The 21,954-nt window shown below is 64.8% G+C and carries 22 protein-coding genes; 12 read left to right on the forward strand and 10 right to left on the reverse strand.

Annotation, left to right across the window (positions count from 1 at the left end; genetic code table 11):
* Positions 1–2,787 (forward strand): malto-oligosyltrehalose synthase, encoded by a 2,787-nt coding sequence (gene treY, locus AB7532_RS28795; RefSeq protein WP_441238058.1) that lies wholly within the window; start codon positions 1–3, stop codon positions 2,785–2,787.
* Positions 2,788–2,790: 3 nt separating this feature from the next.
* Here the strand turns inward: treY and AB7532_RS28800 are convergent, their stop codons facing one another.
* The gene (locus AB7532_RS28800; protein WP_441238059.1) at positions 2,791–3,108 is read right to left on the reverse strand and encodes a polyhydroxyalkanoic acid system family protein; all 318 of its coding nucleotides are present in this window, start codon (positions 3,106–3,108) and stop codon (positions 2,791–2,793) included.
* A 181-nt stretch (positions 3,109–3,289) separates the two neighbouring features.
* On the opposite strand from AB7532_RS28800, the gene AB7532_RS28805 reads away from it, so the two are divergent.
* Positions 3,290–3,454 carry a DUF3309 family protein gene (locus AB7532_RS28805; protein WP_007595743.1) on the forward strand — a complete coding sequence of 55 codons (165 nt, stop codon included), beginning with the start codon at positions 3,290–3,292 and terminating at the stop codon, positions 3,452–3,454.
* A 131-nt stretch (positions 3,455–3,585) separates the two neighbouring features.
* Here AB7532_RS28805 and ligD read toward each other — a convergent pair whose 3' ends face one another.
* Positions 3,586–6,276, reverse strand: coding sequence for a DNA ligase D (gene ligD, locus AB7532_RS28810; protein ID WP_441238060.1), 2,691 nt, complete (start codon positions 6,274–6,276; stop codon positions 3,586–3,588).
* Positions 6,277–6,394: 118 nt separating this feature from the next.
* On the opposite strand from ligD, the gene ku reads away from it, so the two are divergent.
* Positions 6,395–7,279, forward strand: coding sequence for a non-homologous end joining protein Ku (ku, locus tag AB7532_RS28815; RefSeq protein WP_441238061.1), 885 nt, complete (start codon positions 6,395–6,397; stop codon positions 7,277–7,279).
* Positions 7,280–7,406: 127 nt separating this feature from the next.
* Here the strand turns inward: ku and AB7532_RS28820 are convergent, their stop codons facing one another.
* From AB7532_RS28820 to AB7532_RS28855, 8 genes are all read right to left on the reverse strand, one after another.
* Positions 7,407–8,096 carry a response regulator gene (locus AB7532_RS28820; protein ID WP_441238062.1) on the reverse strand — a complete coding sequence of 230 codons (690 nt, stop codon included), beginning with the start codon at positions 8,094–8,096 and terminating at the stop codon, positions 7,407–7,409.
* A complete protein-coding gene (locus AB7532_RS28825; RefSeq protein WP_441238063.1) occupies positions 8,093–10,816 on the reverse strand; it encodes a DUF4118 domain-containing protein in 2,724 nt (907 codons plus the stop codon). The genes AB7532_RS28820 and AB7532_RS28825 overlap by 4 nt, the downstream gene beginning before the upstream one ends.
* Before the next feature lie 40 nt (positions 10,817–10,856).
* A complete protein-coding gene (locus AB7532_RS28830) occupies positions 10,857–11,462 on the reverse strand; it encodes a K(+)-transporting ATPase subunit C (protein WP_441238064.1) in 606 nt (201 codons plus the stop codon).
* Between the two features lie 134 nt (positions 11,463–11,596).
* Positions 11,597–13,708 carry a potassium-transporting ATPase subunit KdpB gene (gene kdpB / locus AB7532_RS28835; protein WP_441238065.1) on the reverse strand — a complete coding sequence of 704 codons (2,112 nt, stop codon included), beginning with the start codon at positions 13,706–13,708 and terminating at the stop codon, positions 11,597–11,599.
* 34 nt (positions 13,709–13,742) lie between these two features.
* Complete coding sequence (kdpA, locus tag AB7532_RS28840) at positions 13,743–15,446, reverse strand: potassium-transporting ATPase subunit KdpA (protein ID WP_441238066.1); 1,704 nt, start codon at positions 15,444–15,446, stop codon at positions 13,743–13,745.
* A complete protein-coding gene (locus AB7532_RS28845) occupies positions 15,443–15,571 on the reverse strand; it encodes a hypothetical protein (RefSeq protein ID WP_441238067.1) in 129 nt (42 codons plus the stop codon). Before AB7532_RS28845 ends, kdpA begins: the two co-directional genes overlap by 4 nt.
* A gap of 3 nt (positions 15,572–15,574) precedes the next feature.
* The gene (locus AB7532_RS28850) at positions 15,575–15,664 is read right to left on the reverse strand and encodes a K(+)-transporting ATPase subunit F (RefSeq protein ID WP_018641117.1); all 90 of its coding nucleotides are present in this window, start codon (positions 15,662–15,664) and stop codon (positions 15,575–15,577) included.
* A 10-nt stretch (positions 15,665–15,674) separates the two neighbouring features.
* Positions 15,675–15,830, reverse strand: a complete 156-nt coding sequence (locus AB7532_RS28855) for a hypothetical protein (RefSeq protein WP_441238068.1) — start codon at positions 15,828–15,830, stop codon at positions 15,675–15,677.
* A gap of 445 nt (positions 15,831–16,275) precedes the next feature.
* Here AB7532_RS28855 and AB7532_RS28860 point away from each other — a divergent pair, with 445 nt between their 5' ends.
* The 9 genes from AB7532_RS28860 (at position 16,276) to AB7532_RS28900 (ending at position 21,838) form a co-directional block, all read left to right on the forward strand.
* Entirely contained in the window at positions 16,276–16,743 is a 468-nt protein-coding gene (locus AB7532_RS28860) for a hypothetical protein (RefSeq protein ID WP_441238069.1), read from the forward strand.
* A 153-nt stretch (positions 16,744–16,896) separates the two neighbouring features.
* A complete protein-coding gene (locus AB7532_RS28865; protein ID WP_441238070.1) occupies positions 16,897–17,151 on the forward strand; it encodes a hypothetical protein in 255 nt (84 codons plus the stop codon).
* Between the two features lie 18 nt (positions 17,152–17,169).
* Complete coding sequence (gene dapA, locus AB7532_RS28870) at positions 17,170–18,087, forward strand: 4-hydroxy-tetrahydrodipicolinate synthase (protein WP_441238071.1); 918 nt, start codon at positions 17,170–17,172, stop codon at positions 18,085–18,087.
* A gap of 25 nt (positions 18,088–18,112) precedes the next feature.
* Complete coding sequence (locus tag AB7532_RS28875) at positions 18,113–18,511, forward strand: hypothetical protein (protein ID WP_441238072.1); 399 nt, start codon at positions 18,113–18,115, stop codon at positions 18,509–18,511.
* Positions 18,512–18,625: 114 nt separating this feature from the next.
* The gene (locus AB7532_RS28880) at positions 18,626–18,817 is read left to right on the forward strand and encodes a hypothetical protein (RefSeq protein WP_441238073.1); all 192 of its coding nucleotides are present in this window, start codon (positions 18,626–18,628) and stop codon (positions 18,815–18,817) included.
* An 18-nt stretch (positions 18,818–18,835) separates the two neighbouring features.
* Positions 18,836–19,222 carry a hypothetical protein gene (locus AB7532_RS28885; RefSeq protein ID WP_441238074.1) on the forward strand — a complete coding sequence of 129 codons (387 nt, stop codon included), beginning with the start codon at positions 18,836–18,838 and terminating at the stop codon, positions 19,220–19,222.
* A gap of 84 nt (positions 19,223–19,306) precedes the next feature.
* Positions 19,307–19,435 carry a hypothetical protein gene (locus tag AB7532_RS28890; RefSeq protein WP_441238075.1) on the forward strand — a complete coding sequence of 43 codons (129 nt, stop codon included), beginning with the start codon at positions 19,307–19,309 and terminating at the stop codon, positions 19,433–19,435.
* Positions 19,436–19,594: 159 nt separating this feature from the next.
* Positions 19,595–20,230 (forward strand): uracil phosphoribosyltransferase, encoded by a 636-nt coding sequence (upp, locus tag AB7532_RS28895; protein WP_441238076.1) that lies wholly within the window; start codon positions 19,595–19,597, stop codon positions 20,228–20,230.
* Between the two features lie 33 nt (positions 20,231–20,263).
* A complete protein-coding gene (locus AB7532_RS28900; protein ID WP_441238077.1) occupies positions 20,264–21,838 on the forward strand; it encodes an AMP-binding protein in 1,575 nt (524 codons plus the stop codon).
* The last annotated feature ends 116 nt before the right edge of the window (positions 21,839–21,954 follow it).

A 21,954-nucleotide genomic window follows, 5' to 3' on the forward strand; every position in this document is an offset into this window, starting at 1 on the left:
ATGCCTTCCGCGATTCCTCTCGCAACCTACCGGCTTCAACTCACCGCGGATTTCGACTTCGACAAGGCGGCGGCGGTGGTGCCGTATCTCAAAGCGCTGGGCATCACCCATCTCTACACCTCGCCGGTGATGAAGGCGCGAAAAGGTTCGACCCATGGCTACGACACCGTCGATCACAGCCAGTTCAATCCGGAACTCGGCGGCGAAGCCGGCTTTGCGCGGCTGAGCGAAGCGCTGACCAGGCACGACCTCGGCCTCATCATCGACTTCGTGCCGAACCATGTCGGCGTGCACTTTGCCGACAATCCCTGGTGGCTCGACGTGCTTGAATGGGGACAGGCCTCGCCGCACGCGGTCTCCTTCGACATCGACTGGGATCAACTCGCCTACCGCGCCCGCGGCGGCGTGCTGCTGCCGATTCTCGGCGCGTCCTATGGCGAGGCGCTGGAGCGCGGCGACATCGAGCTGCGCTACGATGCCGACCAGGGAAGCTTTTCCGCCTGGTATTTCGAGCACCGCCTGCCGATCGCGCCGGAGCGCTATGGCGAGCTGCTGCGGATGATCGTGAAGGAGGCGGACGCAGGCGAGAGCGCGGCCGGCAAAAGCCTGCTGTCTCTGGCGGCGCGCTACACCGGCCTGCGCCGGCCCAACCGCAAGGAAGCGCCCGGCTTCAAGGCCGAGTTGAAGGAGATCGCGGGGGCCGCCGACATCATCACACGCGGCCTCGCCGCCTATCACGCCGGCAAGGACCGGCCCGCGCAAACATTGGCGCTGCATCATCTGCTGGAGCGCCAGCACTACAAGCTCGGGCACTGGCGGCTCGCGTCCAGCGACATCAACTATCGCCGTTTCTTCGATGTCAACGGGCTCGCGGGCTTGCGCGTCGAGGATGCGAGCACGTTCGCCGCCACGCACCGGCTGGTGAAGCAGCTGGTTGGCGACGGCAAGCTGCAGGGCATCCGTCTCGATCACATCGACGGATTGCGCGATCCCGCGCAATATTGCCAACGGCTGCGCCGGCTGGTGCGCGATGCGCAGGGCAACACCAAGCCGTTCTACACGGTGATCGAGAAGATCCTGTGCGAGCACGAGCGGCTGCCGCATTTCGCCGGCGTGCAGGGCACCACCGGCTATGAGTGGATGAACGTCATCACCCAGGTGCTGGTCGACGCCAAGGGGCTTGAGGCACTGGACGAGACCTGGCGGCAGATCAGCAACCGGTCGCCGCGGCTCGCGCCCTACGTCAAGGACGCCAAGCGCCGCGTGCTGGAGACGCTGCTGACATCCGAATTCACCGTGCTGACGCGCCTGCTCGCGCGCATCGCCAACGGGCACTATTCGACCCGCGACTTCTCCGCCGACAGTTTGCGGCAGGCGCTGGAATTGTACGTGCTGCACTTCCCGGTCTATCGCACCTATCTGACACATAGCGGCCCAACGGCGCTCGACCGCAAACTGATCGACGACACCATCGCCCGCGCCCGAGCCGAATGGTTCGCCGCCGACGAAGGCATTTTCGACTTCCTGCGCGACGCCCTCACCATGGATCTGCTCAAGGCCGGCCGTCCCCCGCACAGCGCCCCGCGCGTGCGTCGCTTTGCACTGAAGGTGCAGCAATTCACCGGGCCGATGATGGCGAAATCGCTGGAGGACACCGCGTTCTACCAGTTCCACCGGCTGCTCGCGCTGAACGAGGTCGGCGGCGATCCCGCGAGCAATGGTCTTGCCATTCCCGCCTTCCACGAGGCGATGCGCGCCCGCGCCAGGGAGTGGCCGCAGGGCATGACGGCGACCGCGACCCACGACACCAAGCGTGGCGAAGATGCCCGCGCGCGGATCACGGCGCTCAGCGAGATTCCCGGCGAATGGACCAGCGCTGTGTCACGCTGGAAGGTGCTGAACGCCCCGCACCTCGCGCTCAACGGCAATTTTCGCGCGCCTTCGGCAACGTTCGAATACATGCTGTACCAGACCTTGCTCGGTGCCACGCCGCTTCAGGAACCAATCGATGCCGGCTTCGCCGAACGCATCCAGGCCTATGCGCTCAAGGCCGCCCGCGAGGGCAAAGAGGAGACGAGCTGGCTCAATCCGCATGAGGCGTATGAGAACGGCCTCAACAGCTTTATCGAGAAGATCCTCGATCCCGCGTTGTCCGGCGAGTTTCTGGAAGCGCTGCAAACCCTGGCACGCCGCGTCGCGCTGCTCGGCGCGCTGAACTCGCTGAGCCAGCTCACGCTCAAGGCGACGCTGCCGGGCGTGCCCGATTTCTACCAGGGGACCGAATATTGGGACCTGTCGCTGGTCGATCCGGATAATCGCCGCCCGGTGGATTTTGCTGCGCGTAACGCAGCGCTGGCGTCGCTGGAAGCGCCGGACTGGAGCGGACTGATCAAGAGCTGGCCGGACGGCCAGCTCAAGCTCGCCTGGACGCGGCACCTGCTCAAGCTGCGCAATGAGCTCGCCGACGTTTTTGCGCAAGGCGATTATCAGCCGCTGGAGGTCCGCGGCGCGCACGCCGATCACGTCATCGCGTTTGCGCGCCGGCATGGGCGAGACGCGACGATCGTGGTGGCCGGACGTCAGTTCGCACCCTTCACGCAAGCGGGCCGGGAATGGCCGGCGCTGGCGGCAGTTGACGCGACCATCGATATCACCGGCTACACCGCGCCGGGGCTTACGGGCAACGAGCTTCCGGTCGCACAGGCCTTCCGCGATTTTCCCGCAGCGGTCATCCCCGCGCGCGCGGCCAATGTCATCAGACCCGCGCGACAGCGGTCGCCTGCCTGACGCCTACTTTCCCCCGTCCTTCGTCAGCAGCAACTGCCCACGCTTGCGGATCGTCGCCTGCGCCATCTCGGCAAAACGCTGCAACAGCCAGGGCAGCACCACCTCGATTTTCACATGATCGTCGGCGACATCGACCTGCCCGCTCGCGATCTGGCCCATTGCGCGAATGCGAAAGTTCATGGTGTCGCCGCTCCAGCGCTCCTCCTCGACCTGCATCACGGGAATGCTGGCCGCGGCACGGCCGAGCCCGGTCTTGAGCCGGCGCACCGCCTCCTCGCGGCCGAGACGATGCGGAATGGAGACGACAAGCGGTGCTGACATGGTCCTGCCCTGCGATGACTGATGCTCAGATAGTCATGCCGGAGGCAACGGCAAAGGTTCCATGCAAGTTGAGCCCGTTCGCCGTGTTTCAATGAGGGAACTTTAAAACCTGCGGCAAGTTGCCCTCGCACAACGGGACAGGTGCAACGACCCTTTTGACAAAGGGCTGGAGGAGACTGGCATGTCTATCGGTACGATCATTCTGATCATTTTGGTCATCGCGCTGCTCGGCGGCTTCAGCGGCATCGGCGGCGGGCCGTTCTACGGCACCGGCTATTACGGCGGCGGCGGCCTCGGGCTCGTCATCGTCATTCTGCTGATCCTGCTGCTGCTGGGACGGATCTAACGACACGGCGAGAATCTCGTAGGGTGGGCAAAGGCGCAACGCGCCGTGCCCACCTTCTCTCGCTGTATCAAAAAGTTGGTGGGCACGTTACGCTTTGCCCACCCTACGGCTTTCGCGCGCGGAGCGCGGACCTACTTCTTTCCCGCCAACTTCTTGATCGCCGGCTTGATCGACACGGCCGCATCGTCATAGCCATCCCACGCCTTCGATCGCGCCAGCAGGCCCGGCACCGTCCGCACCGTATAGCGCGTCGGATCGAGATCGCGCTTCACCTGCGCCCAGGTCACCGGCATCGAGACGGTCGCGCCGTCGCGCGCACGGGGAGATAGCGGTGCGACTGCCGTCGACATCCGGTCGTTGCGCAGATAGTCGAGAAAGATCTTTCCGTCGCGCAGCTTCTTCGACATGTTGAGCAGATAGCGCTCGGGAGCGTCGTCGGCCATCCACTGGCAGACGCCTTGCGCGAATGCCTTGGCCTCTTTCCAGCTCACCTTGTCGCGGGCACCGTAAAGCAGCGGCACCACCACGTGCAGGCCCTTGCCACCAGTGGTCTTGCAGAAGCTGTCCATGCCGAGGTCGGTGAGACGCTGACGCATCTCCTTGGCGGCATCGACGACATCGGCGAACCCGACATCCGGTGCGGGGTCGAGATCGAACACCAGCCGGCCCGGCGTGTCATAGGCGTCCGGCGCGCAATTCCAGGGATGAAGTTCAAGACCGCCGATCTGCGCGACAGCGGCAAGACCCTCGACCCGATCGATCTGCAAATACGGCTTGCGATCGCCCGAGACCTTGGCGAGTTCGAGCAGGTTCGAGCTGCCCTGCATGGCATGGCGCTGGAAGAATGTCTCACCGCCGATTCCGTCGGGCGCACGCAGGATCGAGCAGGGGCGTCCCTTGATATGCACGATCATCCAGGCACCGACCGCCTCGAAGTAGCGCGCGAGATCGAGCTTGGTGACACCTTCGCCGTCAGCACCGTCAGGCCATAGCTCCTTGTCCGGCTTGGAGATGACGACGCCCATCACCTCGGCGGAGCCGGCGTCCTTCCGTTTGGCAACCTTCGGTGCAACACGCTTCCTGGCCGAGGGTTTTGCCAAATCGGTGTCAACGGGCGTTTCCGCCTCGACCTCGTCGGCCGGCTTGTCCTGCCGCAGGCCCTTGAAGGCGGCCTGACGGATATTGCCGTCGGCGGTGAAGCCAGCGAACTCGATCTCGGCGACGAGCTCCGGCTTCAGCCAGTGCACGTCGCGCGTCTTCTTCGGCGCATTCTTGCCGCCGAAGGGACTTTGCTTGGCCTCCATGGCTTTCAAGGACGGCATGATGCGCTTGACCTTGTCGGCACCGAAGCCCGTGCCGACCATGCCGACAAAGGCAAGGTGATCGTCGCGGTGCACGCCCGCCATCAGCGAGCGGAACTTGCCGTTGGTGGTCTTGTAGCCGCCGATCACGACCTCATGACCCGCGCGGCACTTCGCCTTGGTCCAACTCTCGGAGCGTCCCGAGCGATAGGGCGCATCCAGCTTCTTCGACACGATGCCTTCCAGCTCGAGCTTGCAGGCCGATTGCAGCACCGCATCGCCACCGCTCTCGAAGTGGTCGACATAGCGGATCTGACTCGACTTCCGTTTGCGCGCGTCGAGCAGCGCCTTGAGACGCTCCTTGCGCTCGCCGAGCGGCAAGCGGCGATGATCGAGGCCCTCGGCGAACAGCAGGTCGAAGGCGAAGAAGATCAGCTCCCCGGTCTTGCCGTCCGACAGCGCGGCCTGGAGCGATGAAAAATTCGGCGCACCATTGTGGTCGAGCGCGACGATCTCGCCGTCGATGATGACATCCGGCAGCGAACCGGCCTCCTTCGCGATCGCCGCGAACTTTTCGGTCCAGTCGAGGCCCTTGCGCGTCTTCAGCGCTGCCTTGCCGTCCTCGACGCGGAGCTGCACGCGGTAGCCGTCGAACTTGATCTCGTGGCACCAGCCATCAGCGGCCGGCGGCCGCTCGACCGGGGTGCAGAGCTGCGGCGCCACGAAGTCCGGCATCTCCGAGACCTTGCTGGCGTTCGTCGCCGTCGTGGCTTTCTTTTTCGAGCCCTTGCTCTTTGCAACTTTGGTCTTTGCAACCTTGCCGCTCTTCAACGCGGCCCGGGGCGCCGGCTTGACGGTGCGGCCCTTCGACTCCTCGGCACGGTTGGATTGCCAGACCGCGTCGGCCTTGCCCGTGCCCTTGCCCAGCATGAACGGCTTTGGTGCACGGCCCTTGCCACCCGCAATCTGCGCCATGGCACGACCGGACGCTACGGACTTGTCCGCGCCGAGGACATCCTCGTCCTCGCTGGCATATTCGTCGCGGTGCTTGATCAGCAACCAGTTGGTGCGCTTGCCGCCGGAGCGGTCGTGCCGCATCCGCACCAGCACCCAGCTTCCGTGCAGCTTCTCGCCTTGCAGAGTGAATTTCAGATCGCCTTTCCTGAACCCCGCTTCGGGATCATCCGACTCCCAGGTGCCGCGGTCCCACAGCATCACCGTGCCGCCGCCATACTGCCCTTCCGGAATGGTGCCTTCGAAATCGCCATAGTCCAGCGGATGGTCCTCGACCTCGACCGCCAGCCGCTTGTCATGCGGATCGAGTGAAGGCCCCTTGGTCACCGCCCAGGACTTGAAGACACCATCGAACTCGAGGCGAAGGTCGTAGTGCAGGCGCGTCGCGTCGTGCTTCTGGATCACGAAGCGCCGCTGCTTCGACGGCGCCACCGCCGTCTTGCCCGAGGGCTCCGGCGTCTTCTCGAAATCGCGTTTCTGTCGGTAGGTGGAGAGTTTTCGCAGCACGACCCGTCCCGCATTCTTTTTTGGCGTTGAAGCTTACCACGGCAAAAGTCCCGTCCGGAACCAAAACCCGAGGGAGCTGTTGGGGTTCCAAATCGCCTTGAAAACGCTGGAGAATGGAATGGCCCCCCGTGCCTATTGGAAGGGAACGTTGAAGCTGTCGCTGGTCAGCTGCCCGGTCGTGCTCTACCCCGCAACGACCGCGGCCGAAAAGACGCGGTTTCACATGATCAACCGCGAGACCGGCAACCGGCTCAAGCAGCAGATGGTGGATTCCGAGACCGGCGACATCGTCGAGAGCGACCAGAAGGGGCGCGGCTACGAGATGCGCAAGGGCAAGTATGTCGAGATCGAGCCGGAGGAGCTCGAAGCGGTCCAGATCGAGAGCAACCACACGATCGACATCGAGAGCTTCGTGCCGAGTGACGAGATCGACCAGCGCTATCTCAACCACCCCTATTACATCGCACCCGAAGGCAAGGCCGCAATCGACGCCTTTGCGGTGATCCGCGACGCCATGAAGGATCAGAACCGTGTCGCGCTCGCAAAAATCGTGCTCACCAATCGCGAGCACATCATCGCGATCGAGCCGCTTGGCAAGGGCCTGCTCGGCACCACCTTGCGCTTCCCTTACGAGTTGCGCGACGAAGACCAGTTCTTCGACGACATCAAGAGCCCGAAGATCACCAAGGACATGGTCGAGCTCGCCGGCCACATCCTGCAGACCAAGGCCGGGCATTTCGACCCCAGCAAATTCAAGGACGAGTACGAGACCGCGCTGAAGGCGCTGGTGAAGCGCAAGGCCAGCGGCAAGACAATCGAGCTGCCGGAGCGCGAGGAGAAGCCGAGCAACGTCGTCAGCCTGATGGACGCGCTGAAGCAGAGCCTGAAGGGGCGCGGCGGGAAGAAGACGGCGGCCAAGTCGCATGCGCGGCGGGCGAGCGGGGGGCGGCGAGCTGCCAAGAAGACGCAGCGGTCGACGGCGCGGCAGAGGAAGGCGGGGTGAATCTTCCGTCGTTGCGAGGAGCACTTGCGACGAAGCAATCCAAAATCGTTGCGCGGAGGGACTCTGGATTGCTTCGCTGCGCTCGCAATGACGATGCGGCCATATGGTTGCGTCCCTGACGGACGCGCTAATCCCCCGCCCTCAGCCGGTACCCGATCCCCGTCTCCGTCAGTACATATTGCGGCCGTTCCGGGTCGGCTTCGATCTTCTGGCGAAGCTGGCGGACGTAGACGCGGAGGTATTGTGCGTCGGTCAGTTCGTCCCAGAGCTCCTTGAGCAGGAAGCGATGCGTCAGCACCTTGCCGGCGTGCTGCACCAGCACGCGCAAGAGGTCGTACTCCTTCGGCGACAATTTGACGTCGCGCTCGCCGATCTTGACGATGCGGCGGACGAGATCGACCGAGAGATCGCCGGCGCGGAACACCGGGCGTTCGCCCTGGATCTGGAGCTGGTGACGCAGCGCCGCCCGCAGGCGGGCCAGCAGCTCGTCCATGCCGAACGGCTTGGTCAAGTAATCGTCCGCGCCGAGATCGAGCGCCTGCACCTTGCCGGCCTCGTCGCCGCGGCTCGACAGCACCACGATCGGAACGGCTTCATTGCGGGCGCGGATGGTGCGCAGCAGCTCATGGCCCTGGATATCCGGCAGGCCGAGATCGAGGATGATCAGTGCGGGTTCTTCGGCGAGTTTCTCCAGCGCCATCTTGCCGTTCGACGCCTCGAGGATCTCATAGCCCTGCGTCGAAAGCCCCATCCGCAGCAATTTTCGGATCGGCGGCTCGTCGTCAATGACCAGGACCTTGATCGGGGCGGCACTCATGCGGCGGTATCCAATGCGTGGGTCTGTACGGGGACGGGCAGACGGATGGTGAGGACCGCGCCGCTCCGGTCGCCGCGGTTGGCGGCCGAGATCGTGCCGCGCATCGCCTCGACGAAGCCGCGGGAGATGGCAAGGCCGAGCCCGGTGCCGGGACGGACATGGTCGCCCTTGTGCACGCGATAGAACTTGTCGAACACGCTCTCGAGCTCGTCGGGCGGAATGCCGGCGCCCTCATCAATGATCTCCAGCACGACCTGATCCCGCTCGCGCCGGCTGCGGATCGCGATCGTCGTGTCGGCCGGCGAATATTTTGCGGCATTGTCGAGCAGGTTGAACAGCACCTGCTCGAACAGCACGGCATCGAGCTGGAGCATCGGCAGGTCGGCGGCCAGCATCAGCTCCACCTTGTGAGCCGTGAGTATCTTGGCCGCACGCCGCAGCGCGCTGCCGACGATCTCGCCAAGATCGTGCAGCGCCGTGTTGGGCACGACGGCGCCGGATTCGAGCTTGGTCATATCGAGCAGATTGGCGATAAAGCGGTTGAGCCGCTCGGACTCGTCGATCACGGTGGCGAGCAGATCGCGCTTCTCGGTGTCGGAGAGCGCGCCCGCGAGATCGCGCATGGTCGAGGCCGCCCCGAGCACGGAGGCGAGCGGCGTCTTGAGATCGTGCGAGATCGAGGTCAGCAGCGCCGAACGCAACCGCTCGGATTCGACGGTGCGCTTGACGCGATCCACGTCCTCCACCAGCAGCACGCGCTCGATGGCCAGTGCACCCTGGTCGACGAGCGCATCGAGCAGCCGGCGCTGGTCGGGGGTCAGCAGCGGACCGGTGCGATCGTCGTCGATGCCGATGACCCCGATTGCGCCACGCCCCGTGCGCATCGGCAGGAACAATCGTTTGGCGCCCGGCAGCGTATCCGAGCCTCGGCCGGCGGGGCGGTCGTTGCTCCAGGCCCAGTTGGCGGCGGCAAGATCGGCCTGATCGAGATCATCCTCGGGCGGATAGCCTGATTTCACCGTGAGCAGGCCCTCCTCCGGCAGCAGCAGCACCACACGGACCTTCAGCATCAGTGCGATCTGATAGGCGGTCGTCCACAAAACGTCGTCGAGCGTGCCGGTTCCGGCGAGCTTGCGGCTGAAAGCATAGAGCTGCTCGGTCGTCCGGATGCGACCGATCGCGGCGTCGGCCTGGATACGAACCCGCCCCGCGACGTTCGACACCACGAACGCGATCAGCATGAAGAAGAAGAAGGCCGCGACATTGGTCGGATCGGTGATGGTGAAGGTATAGACGGGCGGCAGGAAGAAGAAATTGTAGGCGAACGACGAGACGAGACTGGCAAGCAGCGACGGCCACAACCCGTAGCGCACCGCGACCGTCACCACGGCGGTGAGGAACATCAGATCGACGTTCTCGATGCCGAAATACGGCTTGATCGCCACGGCCGCGGCAAGACCGAGCCCGGTGATGCCGAGCGCCTTGAGATAGGGCTTGGCATCGAACGGATCCGATTGCGCTGCGGTCTGCACCGCCGTCTTCGGTGCCGGCTGGTCGACGAGCTCGTCGCCGGGGACGACATGCACGCTGATGTTCCCGGCACGGCGCACCAGATCGTGCACGACGGAGCCGCGTGTCATCTCGAACCAGCGCGACCGGGTCGACTTGCCGATCACGATCTGGGTGACGTTGTTGCCCTGCGCGAAATTGATGACGTCGTCGGCAATGCGCCGGCCGATGGCTGGAATGGTCAGCGCCTCGCCACCGAGCGTTTCCGCGAGCCGCAGCGTATCGGCGAGACGGTCGCGGTCCTCGTCGGACAAGTGCAGGGAGCGCCGCGTCTCGATCGACACCGCGGTGAACGGTGCATGCAGCCGGTCCGCCAACCGCTTCGTGTAGCGCACGAGCCCGGCCGCGCGCGGGTCTTCGCTGACGCAGACGAGAATGCGCTCGCCCGCGGCCCAGGGGCCCGAGATGGCGTTCGCCTGCATATGATTGAGCAACTGTTCGTCGACGCGCTCGGCCGTGCGCCGCAGCGCCAACTCGCGCAGCGCGGTCAGATTGCCAGGCGAGAAATAGTGATCCAGCGCCCGCTCGGCCTGTTTGGGCACATAGACCTTGCCCTCCCGGAGGCGCTGGATCAGATCGTCGGGCGTAAGGTCGATCAGCTCGATCGCGTCGGCGCGGTCGAATACCGAATCCGGAACGGTCTCGCGCACCCGCACATGGGTGATCTGTGCGACGACGTCGTTCAGGCTCTCGATGTGCTGGATGTTGACGGCCGTATAAACGTCGATGCCATGGGAGAGCAGCTCCTCGACGTCAAGATAGCGCTTGGGATGACGGCTGCCGGCCGCATTGGTGTGGGCGAGCTCATCGACCAGAGCGATTTTCGGCCGCCGCGCAATCACGGCATCGAGGTCCATCTCCTCGACCATCTGGCCGCGGTAGTCGAGCCGCTTGCGCGGGATCATCTCCAGCCCGCGCACCAGCGCCTCGGTCTCCGCGCGGCCATGGGTCTCGACGAATCCAATCGCGACATCCACGCCGGCCTTGCGCCTGGCGTGGGCGCTTTGCAGCATCTCGTAGGTCTTGCCGACACCGGGGGCGGCGCCGACGAAGATCTTCAGCTTGCCGCGGGCACTCTCCTCCCGCCGCGCGGCCTCCAGCAGCGCTTCGGGGGACGGACGTTGTTCGGGATCGCGGCGCTCTCGGACCATTTTGCCAATATAATCATCGGGGCGCCGCGAGCCTAGACCGCTACTTCGCGAGCGCACGATCCAGTGCGAGGTTCAGCTTGAGAACGTTAACCCGGGGTTCGCCGATCAGGCCGAGCAACCGCCCCTGGGTGTTGGAGGCGACGAGCTGGTTGAGCTGGCCTTCCGACACGTTCCGTGCCTTGGCCACACGCGGCACCTGAAATTGCGCCGCTTCCGGCGAGATGTCCGGATCAAGACCGCTGGCCGAGGTGGTCACCAGATCCACGGGCACGGCGGCGCTCGGATTCTCCGCCTTCAGTCTGTCGACATCCTCCTTCAGCCGGTCGGCCAGCGCCTTGCTGGTCGGGCCGAGATTGGAGCCGCCGGAATTGGCCGCGTTGTAGGGCGCCGGGACCGTCTTGGTCGAGTCACTCGGGTCCGGTGCAAGCGTCGCCGAGAGGCGGCCGTGGAAGTATTTGTCGTCCTTGAACTCCTGCCCGATCAGGGCGGAGCCGACCACCTTGCCGTCCTCCTCGATCAGGCTCCCTTGCGCCTGCGCGGGGAAGATCGCGCCGGCAAGCGCGGTCATCGCGAGCGGATAGGCCAGGCCCGTGATGGCGGTGAGCACCAGCAAGAGAACGATGGCGGGGCGAATTTCTCTGAGCATGTTAGGTCTCCTATGTCTTTCGTCATTGCGAGCGAAGCGAAGCAATCCAGGGTCTTTCCACAGCGGCAGTCTGGATTGCTTCGTCGCTTCGCTCCTCGCAATGACGCGGTTAGGCCAGGTGAATGACGGCGGGGTTAGGCCAGGTGCAAGGCAACGACGACGAGGTCGATCGCCTTGATGCCGATGAAGGGAATGACGATGCCGCCAAGCCCGTAGATCAGGAGGTTGCGGCGGAGCAGCGCTCCGGCACCGACTGCGCGATAAGCGACACCCTTCAGTGCCAGCGGAATCAGTCCGATGATGATCAGTGCGTTGAAGATGATCGCGGACAGGATGGCGCTCTGCGGGCTCGACAGGTGCATGACGTTGAGCACGTTGAGCTGCGGATAAAACGCCAGGAACATCGCCGGGATGATCGCAAAGTATTTTGCGACGTCGTTGGCGATCGAGAACGTCGTCAGCGCGCCGCGCGTCATCAGGAGCTGCTTGCCGATCTCGACCACCTCGATCAGCTTGGTCGGGTTGGAATCGAGGTCAACCATGTTGCCGGCTTCGCGGGCCGCCTGGGTGCCGGTGTTCATGGCGACGCCGACATCGGCCTGCGCGAGCGCCGGCGCGTCGTTGGTGCCGTCGCCGCACATGGCCACCAGCTTGCCCTTGGCCTGCTCGTCGCGGATCAGCTTGAGCTTGTCCTCGGGGGTTGCCTGCGCCAGGAAATCGTCGACCCCGGCTTCCGCCGCGATCGCCGCGGCCGTCATCGGGTTGTCGCCGGTGATCATGACGGTGCGGATGCCCATACGGCGCAGTTCGGCGAAGCGCTCGCGGATGCCGCCCTTGACGATGTCCTTGAGCTGGATCACGCCGAGCAGCTTGCCGTCCTTGGCGACCGCCAGCGGCGTGCCGCCGGCCTTCGAGATCTCGTCGGCAATCGTCTGAACTTCGCGGCCAACCTCTGAAAGCCCGGCGGGCTGGATGGCGCGCGCGGTGTTGCCGGAGGCGACGGCCAGCGGCGTGCCGCCGCCGACATAGTTGAGCATGGCATCGACCGCGCCCTTGCGCACCGACGAGCCGCCGGCATCGACGCCGCTCATGCGGGTCTGCGCCGTGAACGGGATGAAGGTCGCGCCAAGCTCGGCCATGTCGCGACCGCGGATGCCGTACTTCTCCTTGGCGAGAACGACGATGGAGCGGCCTTCCGGGGTCTCGTCGGCAAGCGAGGCGAGCTGGGCTGCGTCAGCCAGTTCCTGCTCGGTGACGCCGCGCACGGGACGGAACGCAGTCGCCTGCCGATTACCGAGGGTGATGGTGCCCGTCTTGTCGAGCAGCAGCGTATCGACGTCACCGGCGGCTTCCACCGCGCGGCCCGACATCGCCAGCACGTTGAAGCGCACAAGGCGGTCCATGCCGGCGATGCCGATGGCCGACAAGAGCGCCCCGATCGTGGTCGGGATCAACGTCACGAACAGCGCGACCAGCACAATCACCGAGATCGAGCCGCCGGCATAAGCCGCATAGCTCGGAATGGTGACGGTGGCGAACACGAAGATGATGGTGAGGCCGGCGAGCAGGATGTTGAGCGCAATCTCGTTCGGCGTCTTCGCGCGCTCGGCGCCCTCGACCAGCTTGATCATGCGGTCGATGAAGGTCGAGCCTTGCGCGGCGGTGATACGGACGCGGATCCAGTCGGACAGCACCTGCGTGCCGCCTGTAACCGCTGAGCGATCACCACCGGATTCCCGGATCACGGGTGCGGATTCGCCGGTGATGGCGGCCTCGTTGACGGAGGCCACGCCCTCGATCACCTCGCCGTCGGAGGGAATGGTGTCGCCGGCTTCGACCAGCACGATGTCGCCGACCTTCAGGCTGGTGCCCGGCACCAGCTTGAAGGCCGGGCCGGCACCGGTCAGGAGCTTGGCCTGGCTCTCGGTACGGGTCTTGCGCAGCGACTCCGCCTGCGCCTTGCCGCGGCCTTCGGCCACCGCTTCCGCGAAATTGGCGAACAGCACCGTGAACCAGAGCCAGAGGATGATCTGGAAGGTGAAGGCCAGGCCTGCACCGCCGGTGAGGACATCGCGCACAAAGATCACGGTGGTGAGCGCGGCCACGATCTCGACCACGAACATCACGGGGTTCTTGATCATCAGCCGCGGATCGAGCTTGGTGAAGGACGCGCCGATCGCGGGGACGACGATCTTGGGATCGAGCATTGCCGAGACGGGTGCGCGTTTTTGTTTCATCGTATCCATGGAGGTCACTCCAAACCAATCAGAAGGCTGTCAATCAGAACACTTGACCGGCGTTCATCGCGAGGTGCTCGACGATCGGGCCGAGCGCGAGTGCCGGGAAGAAAGTGAGACCGCCGATGATCAGGATCACACCGACGACGAGGCCGACGAACAGTCCGCCCGTGGTCGGGAACGTGCCCGCCGACGGGGGAATGGATTTCTTGGCCGCGAGCGAGCCCGCAATCGCCATCGCCGGGATGATCATGAAGAAGCGGCCGACGAACATCGCGCTCGCAAGCGTGAGGTTGTAGAACAAGGTGTTGCCGGTGAGGCCCGCGAAAGCCGACCCGTTGTTGCCCGTGGCCGAAGTGAAGGCGTAGAGCACCTCGGTGAAGCCATGCGGGCCGGCATTCGCCATCGAGGCGACCGCCGCCGGATAGACCACGCCGACCGCGGTCCAGCCGAGATACATCAGCGGCAGCACCAGGATCGCGAGCATCGCCATCTTGACCTCGCGCGCCTCGATCTTCTTGCCGACATATTCCGGCGTGCGGCCGACCATCAGGCCCGCGACGAAAATCGCGAGCACGACGAACAGCAGCATGCCGTAGAGGCCGGCGCCGACGCCGCCGATGATGATCTCACCGAGCTGCATGTTGATCAGCGGGATCATGCCACCGAGCGCGGTGAAGCTGTCATGCATGGCATTGACGGCGCCGCACGAGGCCGCCGTGGTGACCACGGCGAACAGCGAGGACGCGACAATGCCGAAGCGGACCTCCTTGCCCTCCATATTGCCACCGGTCAGACCCAGCGCATGCATGATCGAAGTGCCGTTCGCTTCCGCCCAGTAAGTGACGGCGACGCCGGCAATGAACAGCACGCCCATCACGGAAAGGATCGCCCAGCCCTGGCGCTGGTTGCCGACCATACGGCCGAACACGTTGGTCATGGCCGCGCCGATCAGGAAGATCGACAGCATCTGCACGAAGTTCGACAGCGCCGTCGGGTTCTCGAAGGGGTGCGCGGCATTGGCGTTGAAGAAGCCGCCGCCATTGGTTCCGAGCATCTTGATCGCGACCTGGGACGCGACCGGGCCGACCGCGATGGTCTGCTTCGCGCCTTCGAGCGTCGTCGCCTCGACGTAATCGCCGAGCGTCTGCGGAATGCCCTGCCACACCAGGAACAGGCAGTAGACGACGCAGATCGGCAGCAGCACGTAGAGCGTCGTGCGGGTGACGTCGACCCAGAAATTGCCGACTGTGCGCATCGAGGCGCGCGAAAAGCCGCGGATCAACGCGACTGCGAGCGCGATGCCGGTTGCGGCCGACAGGAAATTCTGATGGGTGAGACCCACCATCTGCACGAGATAGGAGATCGTGCTCTCGCCGCCGTAGTTCTGCCAGTTGGTGTTGGTGATGAAGGAGATCGCCGTGTTGAAGGAGAGATCCTGCGCCACCGCGCCCTGCCCGGCCGGATTGAAGGGCAGCACGGCCTGAAGCCGCATCACGCCGTAAATGATGAGGAAGCCGCCGACATGGAAGAGGAGCATCGCGACCGTATAGGTCAGCCAATGCTGCTCGCGCTTCTCGTCGACGCCGGAGAACCAGTAGATGCCGGCCTCGATGGGACGCAGCACCGGCGAGAGAAACGTCGTCTCGCCGTTGAACACGCGCGTCATGTACCAGCCGAGCGGCTTCGTGAGCGCGACGATAATGGCGCAGAACAGAATGATCTGGAGCCAACCGATCATAGTCATGGAATCAACCCTTCAGACTTGGTGCAATCCTTCAGACCTTTTGCCCGCAGCAACGGCAGGAGCACCGTCAGCAGGCCGGCGACGAGTGCGGCGTCCGCCAGCAGCAATTTGACCAGCAGCAGCATGGCTCAGAACCGTTCCGGCCGCAGCAGCGCGTAGGTGAGGTAGACCAGAAGGCCGAACGAGACGGCGCCGGCGAGTGCATAATCGAAAATCATGATCCGCTCCTCACAGCCGTTCGCAGGCGTAGGTGTAGCCGATCGCGAGGGCAAAGAAGGCGAAGCCCAGCGCCAGCATCAGAATGTCCATCATGGGATTGCTCCTCGTTGCGCCCTCGATCTCGGGCGCAACTCTCTCTCGGAAACCGACGGGGCTCGTGGACAACGAAACACAGCGCATTTCTACGGCACCGGCCGGAACTATTGACCGTGCTGAAGTGCCACCACGCGCATAGGTTTTCGAGATGAGGGCTATGGCGAAGATATAGGAATCTCATAAAGGCCGCGGCGGGTGGCACGACGCTCGCAAGGCAATCTCGCTGTCGCCCCGGACAAGCGAAGCGCAGATCCGGGACCCATAGCCCCAGGGAGTAGTTTGACGAAGACCCGTGGTGGGAATCTCGCGCCACACTTCCCCCTGGGGTTATGGGTCCCCGCCTGCGCGGGGACGACGGCGGAGAATGGGCGCGACCGTGCCTCTTACCAGCACACCACCCCCATTTATGAAATCCCTATATCTCCCGCCCGGTCCTCATCTCGTTTTCAAATGCCGTTTTGGCCATCTTGGAGGGGCCGGCCGACTGACCGACGCCCAATCCAGGAGGCCTGACATGACCGCCGCTCTCCGACGCCTCGACCCACCTTCCCTCAGCCAGCGGCTTCACGCGGCGCCAGTCACGACACGGTCGCTGATGCTCGACATCATCGATCATGCCTGCCGGCGCTTCTCTTCGCTCGACAAGAGCGAGCGTGCGGCGCGCGTGACGCGCCTGATCGATGCCGAGGCCTGGGTGGATGCCACGCTGGCGCTGATGGAGGCGGAGCTGCCGATGTGGCAGATCCGCCGCATCGCCTATGACGAGGGCGAGTGGCATTGCGCGCTCTCGCGCGAGCGCGAACTGCCGGATTGGCTGGATGCCGCGGTCGAAGCCCGGCATGCCGATCTTGCCCTGGCCTTGCTGGCGGCCTTCATCGAGGTGCAGGCATTGGCCGTGGAGGTCTCGCGTCCGAGCGTTCCCACCGTGCGCCCCGCCGCAGGTCCGCTCTACGAGCCGGTCGCCTGCGAGAATTTCAGCTAGACGGGCGCCGATGTGATCTCGACGCCGGGACTTATGGCGCGCCTATGAGATCGCCGCACGGCCTCACTCGAAATCATATTCGCTTGAACAGATATTGATCGGGTGGCCGCGGGACATGCGCCGCGACCCTCGTCAATCGGAAGGAACAGATCCGTGAAATTCGTCGAACCTCCCTCGTGCAGCTCGCCTTCGACCATCGTCTTCATCGGCAAAAACCATCGGGGACAATGGGTCGCGCAGGAACAGAACGGCCTCTATGGCGGCCTGTTCGTCAACCGCGCGCAGGCGATCAAATATGCACTGTTCGAAAACGGCCAGCATCCCGAGACCATCGTCGAGCTGCCGCGCGAGATCGAGCTCGACATGGGCAGACGGCCCAATGCCGCCGCGCCCGGACGCGCTGCCTGAGCAATCCGGCCAAACGCCATGTTCATCCCGCCCTCCGCCTGGTTCACAGGCTTCATTCCGGATCTGCCGACGCCGTTCGATCCGGCCGACGCGATCGATCTCAAAGCGTTCGCCGCGCTCTGCGAGCGCCAGATCGCGGCCGGCGTTCCCGCGCTCGTGGTCTGCGAGACGGCCGGTGAGGCATCGACGCTCTCCCCGGCCGAGCAGGAGCTCGTCATTCGCACCGCGGTCGATGTCGTCCGCGGCCGCGTCCGGATCATTGCCGGCGCGGTATCGAACTCGACCAGCCACGCCATCGCGCTCGCGCGGCGCGCCGAAGCTGCGGGCGCCGATGCCGTCATGTCGGTGGTGCCCGCCTACAACAAACCGATGCAGGAGGGGATACTCGCGCATTTCCGCAGTCTTGCCGGCGCGATCGGATTGCCCGTGATCCTGCACGACGCACCCTCCCGCACGTTGCGCCCGCTCGCCGACGAAACGCTTCTGCGCCTGGTCGAATCCCGCCGCTTCGTGGGCTTGCGCGATGGAAGCGGTGACATCACCCGTCCGATGCGGCTGTCACGTCACCTGCCGGCCGGCTTTCGTGTCCTGTCCGGCGACGACAGTACCGCCTTCGGCTTCATCGCGGACGGCGGCGACGGCGCGATCTCGGAGGTCGCCAACATCGCGCCGGATCTCTGCCGCACGATCTTTTCGCATGTCAGGCAGGGCCGGCTGCAATCCGCCCGCTACCTCGACCAGCGGCTGATGCCGCTCATCGCATGTCTCGCCAAGGAGGACCCGGCGGCGTTGAAATACGCGTTGAGCCTGCTCGGCTTGATGCAGCCGACCACGCGGCTGCCGATCGTGCCGTTGCATCCGGCCGCGCAGAGGGACGTGGTACGGGCCTTTGCCGCAATCGCCGACGAAGAACTGATCGACGGCCTCGGAGCCTGACGGTCGGGGTTCGGTTGGATTTCACATGAGCTCACCGCCGTCGTCCGATGGACATCACAGACTGCTCCGCGCCTGGCAACTGGCGCTGCTGCGTTTTGCCGTCACGCTGGATGATGGCGACAGATTGAATGTCGCGGCACTGGCCGGAGAGCTCGATCGCCTCGACCGGCGCCACGCGGACGATTCTCTCCACTTCTTCCGGCGATCCAGCTCCCGGCTCTGCGCAGCTATCCGTGGAGAGGGGAAGAGCGCGCGAGAGGTCCTGGACCTCTTCTGTGGGGAGATTGACGAGCCGCGGCTGCGGCTGGCTTTTTCATCGGCCGTCGGGATCGTCGGTTCGGGGCCCGTCTCATCCGCGGTTCGTTCGAAACGCAATCGCGATTTGTTTCGAGGACTGCCGACACGGCGGACGGCTTCTTTATGAGATTCCTATGCGGCGAGCCCGGCGCTCATCTCGCAATCCTACGCGCACATGGCCATCCTTCGAGGCAGATTGCGGCGGCCTCGGCCACCGCTACGCTGACGAAGGAATTCTGAGATGTCGTTGCTGACCGATGGCTTTGAACGCCCCATTGACTGGACCGAACGCCCCGCGCGGATCTCGAGGAAACGCAGAGCCCGGCTCAAGAGCCTTGCGTTTGGCGCGCTGACCCTGATCTCGATGGGCAGCGTGCTCACCGCGCTGATCGCGCTGAGGACCACGATCTACGTCTGGCACCTTCTCCCCTGACGGGCATGGGAGACCATCATGACCTTGCAGATGTGTGAAGAAGCCGCCATGGCCGCAATCGCCCTTCAGGCTGCCCATCGCCAATCCGAGGCCCGGACAATCGCGGCACTCAAGCCGCTCGACCCGGATGTCGTCAGCACCGCCATCCCCGCCTTTTTCATCGGACGCAACGGTGCGGGCCTCTGGGTCGCGCGCGAGGCGAACGGGCGCACCGGCGGCCTGTTCCTGTTCAAGTCGTCGGCGGTCGATTTCGCCAACCGGCAGAGCGGGCTGGCGGGTTGCGCGCTGGTGTTTCCCATTGATGCCTTCGAGCTCGACATCGAAAACCGCGGCAATCCGCTGATCGTGCTGGCCGAGGGAGCCCGGCGGCTCCTCGCGCGCGCGATGACGAGGCTGCGGGCATGATCGAACTCAAGATCGCCATCCTGATTACGTTGACGGGCGCGCTACTGCTCGGCATGCGCCTGACCGCGACATCGGACAATTAGCATGCCGCTCCTCAAGGGACATCTGGAGCAGGCCGTGACCACCACCATCCTGACCATGACGCTGAGCCTGATCTGGGGCGCAGTCCTGACTCTCGTGATCACGCTCGTTGCCCGCGGGCTCGGGGTTTAGAACCCGGCACATCGATCGACCATGACCTGACCATGGCTGCCCACGAGACGAGCAGCCGGGCGTGCAGCGCGGTCGCAAGCCCCGTCCGAGGCCACGCCTCACCGCGGAAAACACCCGCCCGATCTGGCGCAATTCTAGGGAACCGTGTAGAGCGGTTTCATGAGCACAAGCAGCGTCAACGTCGTCGCCCACCCCCTGGTCCAGCACAAGCTCTCCCTGATGCGGGAGAAGGACCGCTCGACCAAGAGCTTTCGCGAGATCCTGAACGAGATCGGGATGCTGCTCGGTTACGAGGTGACGCGCGACCTGCCGCTGGAGCTGGTGGAGATCGAGACGCCGATCGCGGCGATGCAGGCGCCGAAGATCGCCGGCAAGAAGCTCACGCTGGCACCGATCCTGCGCGCCGGCGTCGGCTTCCTCGACGGCATGCTGGCGCTGATGCCCTCGGCGCGCATCGCCCATATCGGGCTCTACCGCGACCCCGAGACCTTGCAGGCCGTGGAATATTACTTCAAGGCGCCGCAGGACCTGTCCGACCGCACCGTGATCCTGATGGACCCGATGCTGGCGACGGGCAATTCGGCCTGCGCCGGCGCGTCCCTGCTCAAGGCCCGCGGCGCCCGCGATATCCGCTTCGTCTGCCTGCTGGCCGCCCCCGAAGGCATCGCGCAATTCGAGAGCGAGCATCCCGACGTGCCGATCTGGACCGCCGCAATCGACGAGCGGCTCAACGACCACGGCTACATCGTGCCGGGCCTCGGCGATGCCGGCGACCGGATGTTCGGCACCAAGTAGACAGGCTTGTGCGATCGGGTTAGTCCGGTTGCCATGAGCGCCAATCCATTTTCGCTGCAATCGCTGAGCCGTACCGAAGCTGCCGTCGACCCCGCCTTCGTATTCGACGGCACGATGGTCTCACGCGCGGAATTCTCGGAAAAGGTCGAACGGACTGCCGCCTGGCTGGCCGCACAAGGCATCGGCAAGGGCGACGTGGTCGCGGTCTGGCTGGTCAACCGGATCGAATGGATCGCGCTGCTGTTCGCCGCGGCCCGCATCGGCGCCGTCGTTGCCGCCGTCAACACGCGCTACCGCAGTGCCGAAGTCGCGCACCTGCTCAAACTGTCCGGCGCGAAGCTGATGGTGGTCGAGGCCGCGTTCCGCGCGATCGACTTTGCCGCCATCCTCGCCGATATCGCCAGGAGCGAGGTGCCTGCGCTGCAAAAGCTCGCGGTGGTCGGTGCGGATGCGGTCCCCGCGCACTGGCCCAGTGTGCGCTTCGATGCCTTCGACAAGCCCTATCCGCCGGCGCCGACAACGCAGGAGGATGTCGACCTGCCGGTCCTGCTCTACACGACCTCGGGCACGACAAAGGGGCCAAAGCTCGTCGCGCATTCGCAGCGAACATTGGCCACGCACGCCGCCTCCGTTGCTCAAGCCTTGAAGCTTGATCCGCAGCGCCATTTCCTGCTGGCGATGCTACCGTTCTGCGGCACTTTCGGCATGACAAGCCTGCTCGGCTTCATTGCAGCCGGCGCGACCATCCATGCGCTCGACGCCTTCGAGGCGGCGCCGGCGCTGAAGATCCTCAGTGAAAACCGGATCACGCATTCCTTTGGCTCCGACGAGATGTTCCGTCGCATCCTCTCCCTCACCGATGCGCCACGGCCGTTCCCGCATCTCGAGATCTGCGGCTTCGCCGCATTCCAGCCCGGCTGGCGCGAGCTTGCCGCGGAGGCCGAGGCACGCGGCATGAAGCTGTTCGGCCTCTACGGTTCGAGCGAGGTGCAGGCTCTGTTCTCGATCGCTTGCCCCAGTGATGCCTTCGCCGATCGCATCGAAGGCGGCGGCTGGCCGATGTCACCCGACGCGAAGGTGCGCGTGCGCGACACCGAGACCGGTCAGCTTGTGGCCGCAGGCGTCTCCGGCGAAATCGAGATCAGCGCGCCATCCCGTTTCCTCGGCTACTTCAACAATCCTGAGGCGACGCACGAGGCGATCACCGCCGACGGCTTCTTCCGCACCGGCGACGTCGGCCGATTGCGGGGTGACAACGTCTTCGTCTACGAGACCCGCGCCGGTGACGCGATGCGGCTCGGCGGCTTCCTGGTTGCACCCGGCGAGATCGAGGACGAGCTCAAGGCCTGCACCGGCGTTGCCGACGCCCAGGTCGTCGCGGTCGATCTGAAAGGAAACGCACGCTGTGTCGCCTTCGTGATCCCGGCAAGCGAGCCGCCGCAACAGGACAAGCTATTTGCGCGGCTGCGCGAGCGGCTCGCCGGCTACAAGGTCCCGGCACGAATCTACGTCGTGGACGCCTTCCCCGTGACCGACAGCGCCAATGGCGTAAAGATCCAGCGCGCCCGGCTGCGCACCATGGCGATGGAGCGGATCGCCGCCGAATAGGCCGGCGCGACGCATCCGCACAACGCGCTGTCATGCCCCGCGAAGGCGGGCATCCGGTATTCCAGAGACGTTGGTGATAGGACCGAGAGGCTGCGGCGTACTGGATTCCCTGCCTT

It is taken from the genome of Bradyrhizobium sp. 930_D9_N1_4, from assembly GCF_052076015.1.
Classification (GTDB): Bacteria; Pseudomonadota; Alphaproteobacteria; order Rhizobiales; family Xanthobacteraceae; genus Bradyrhizobium.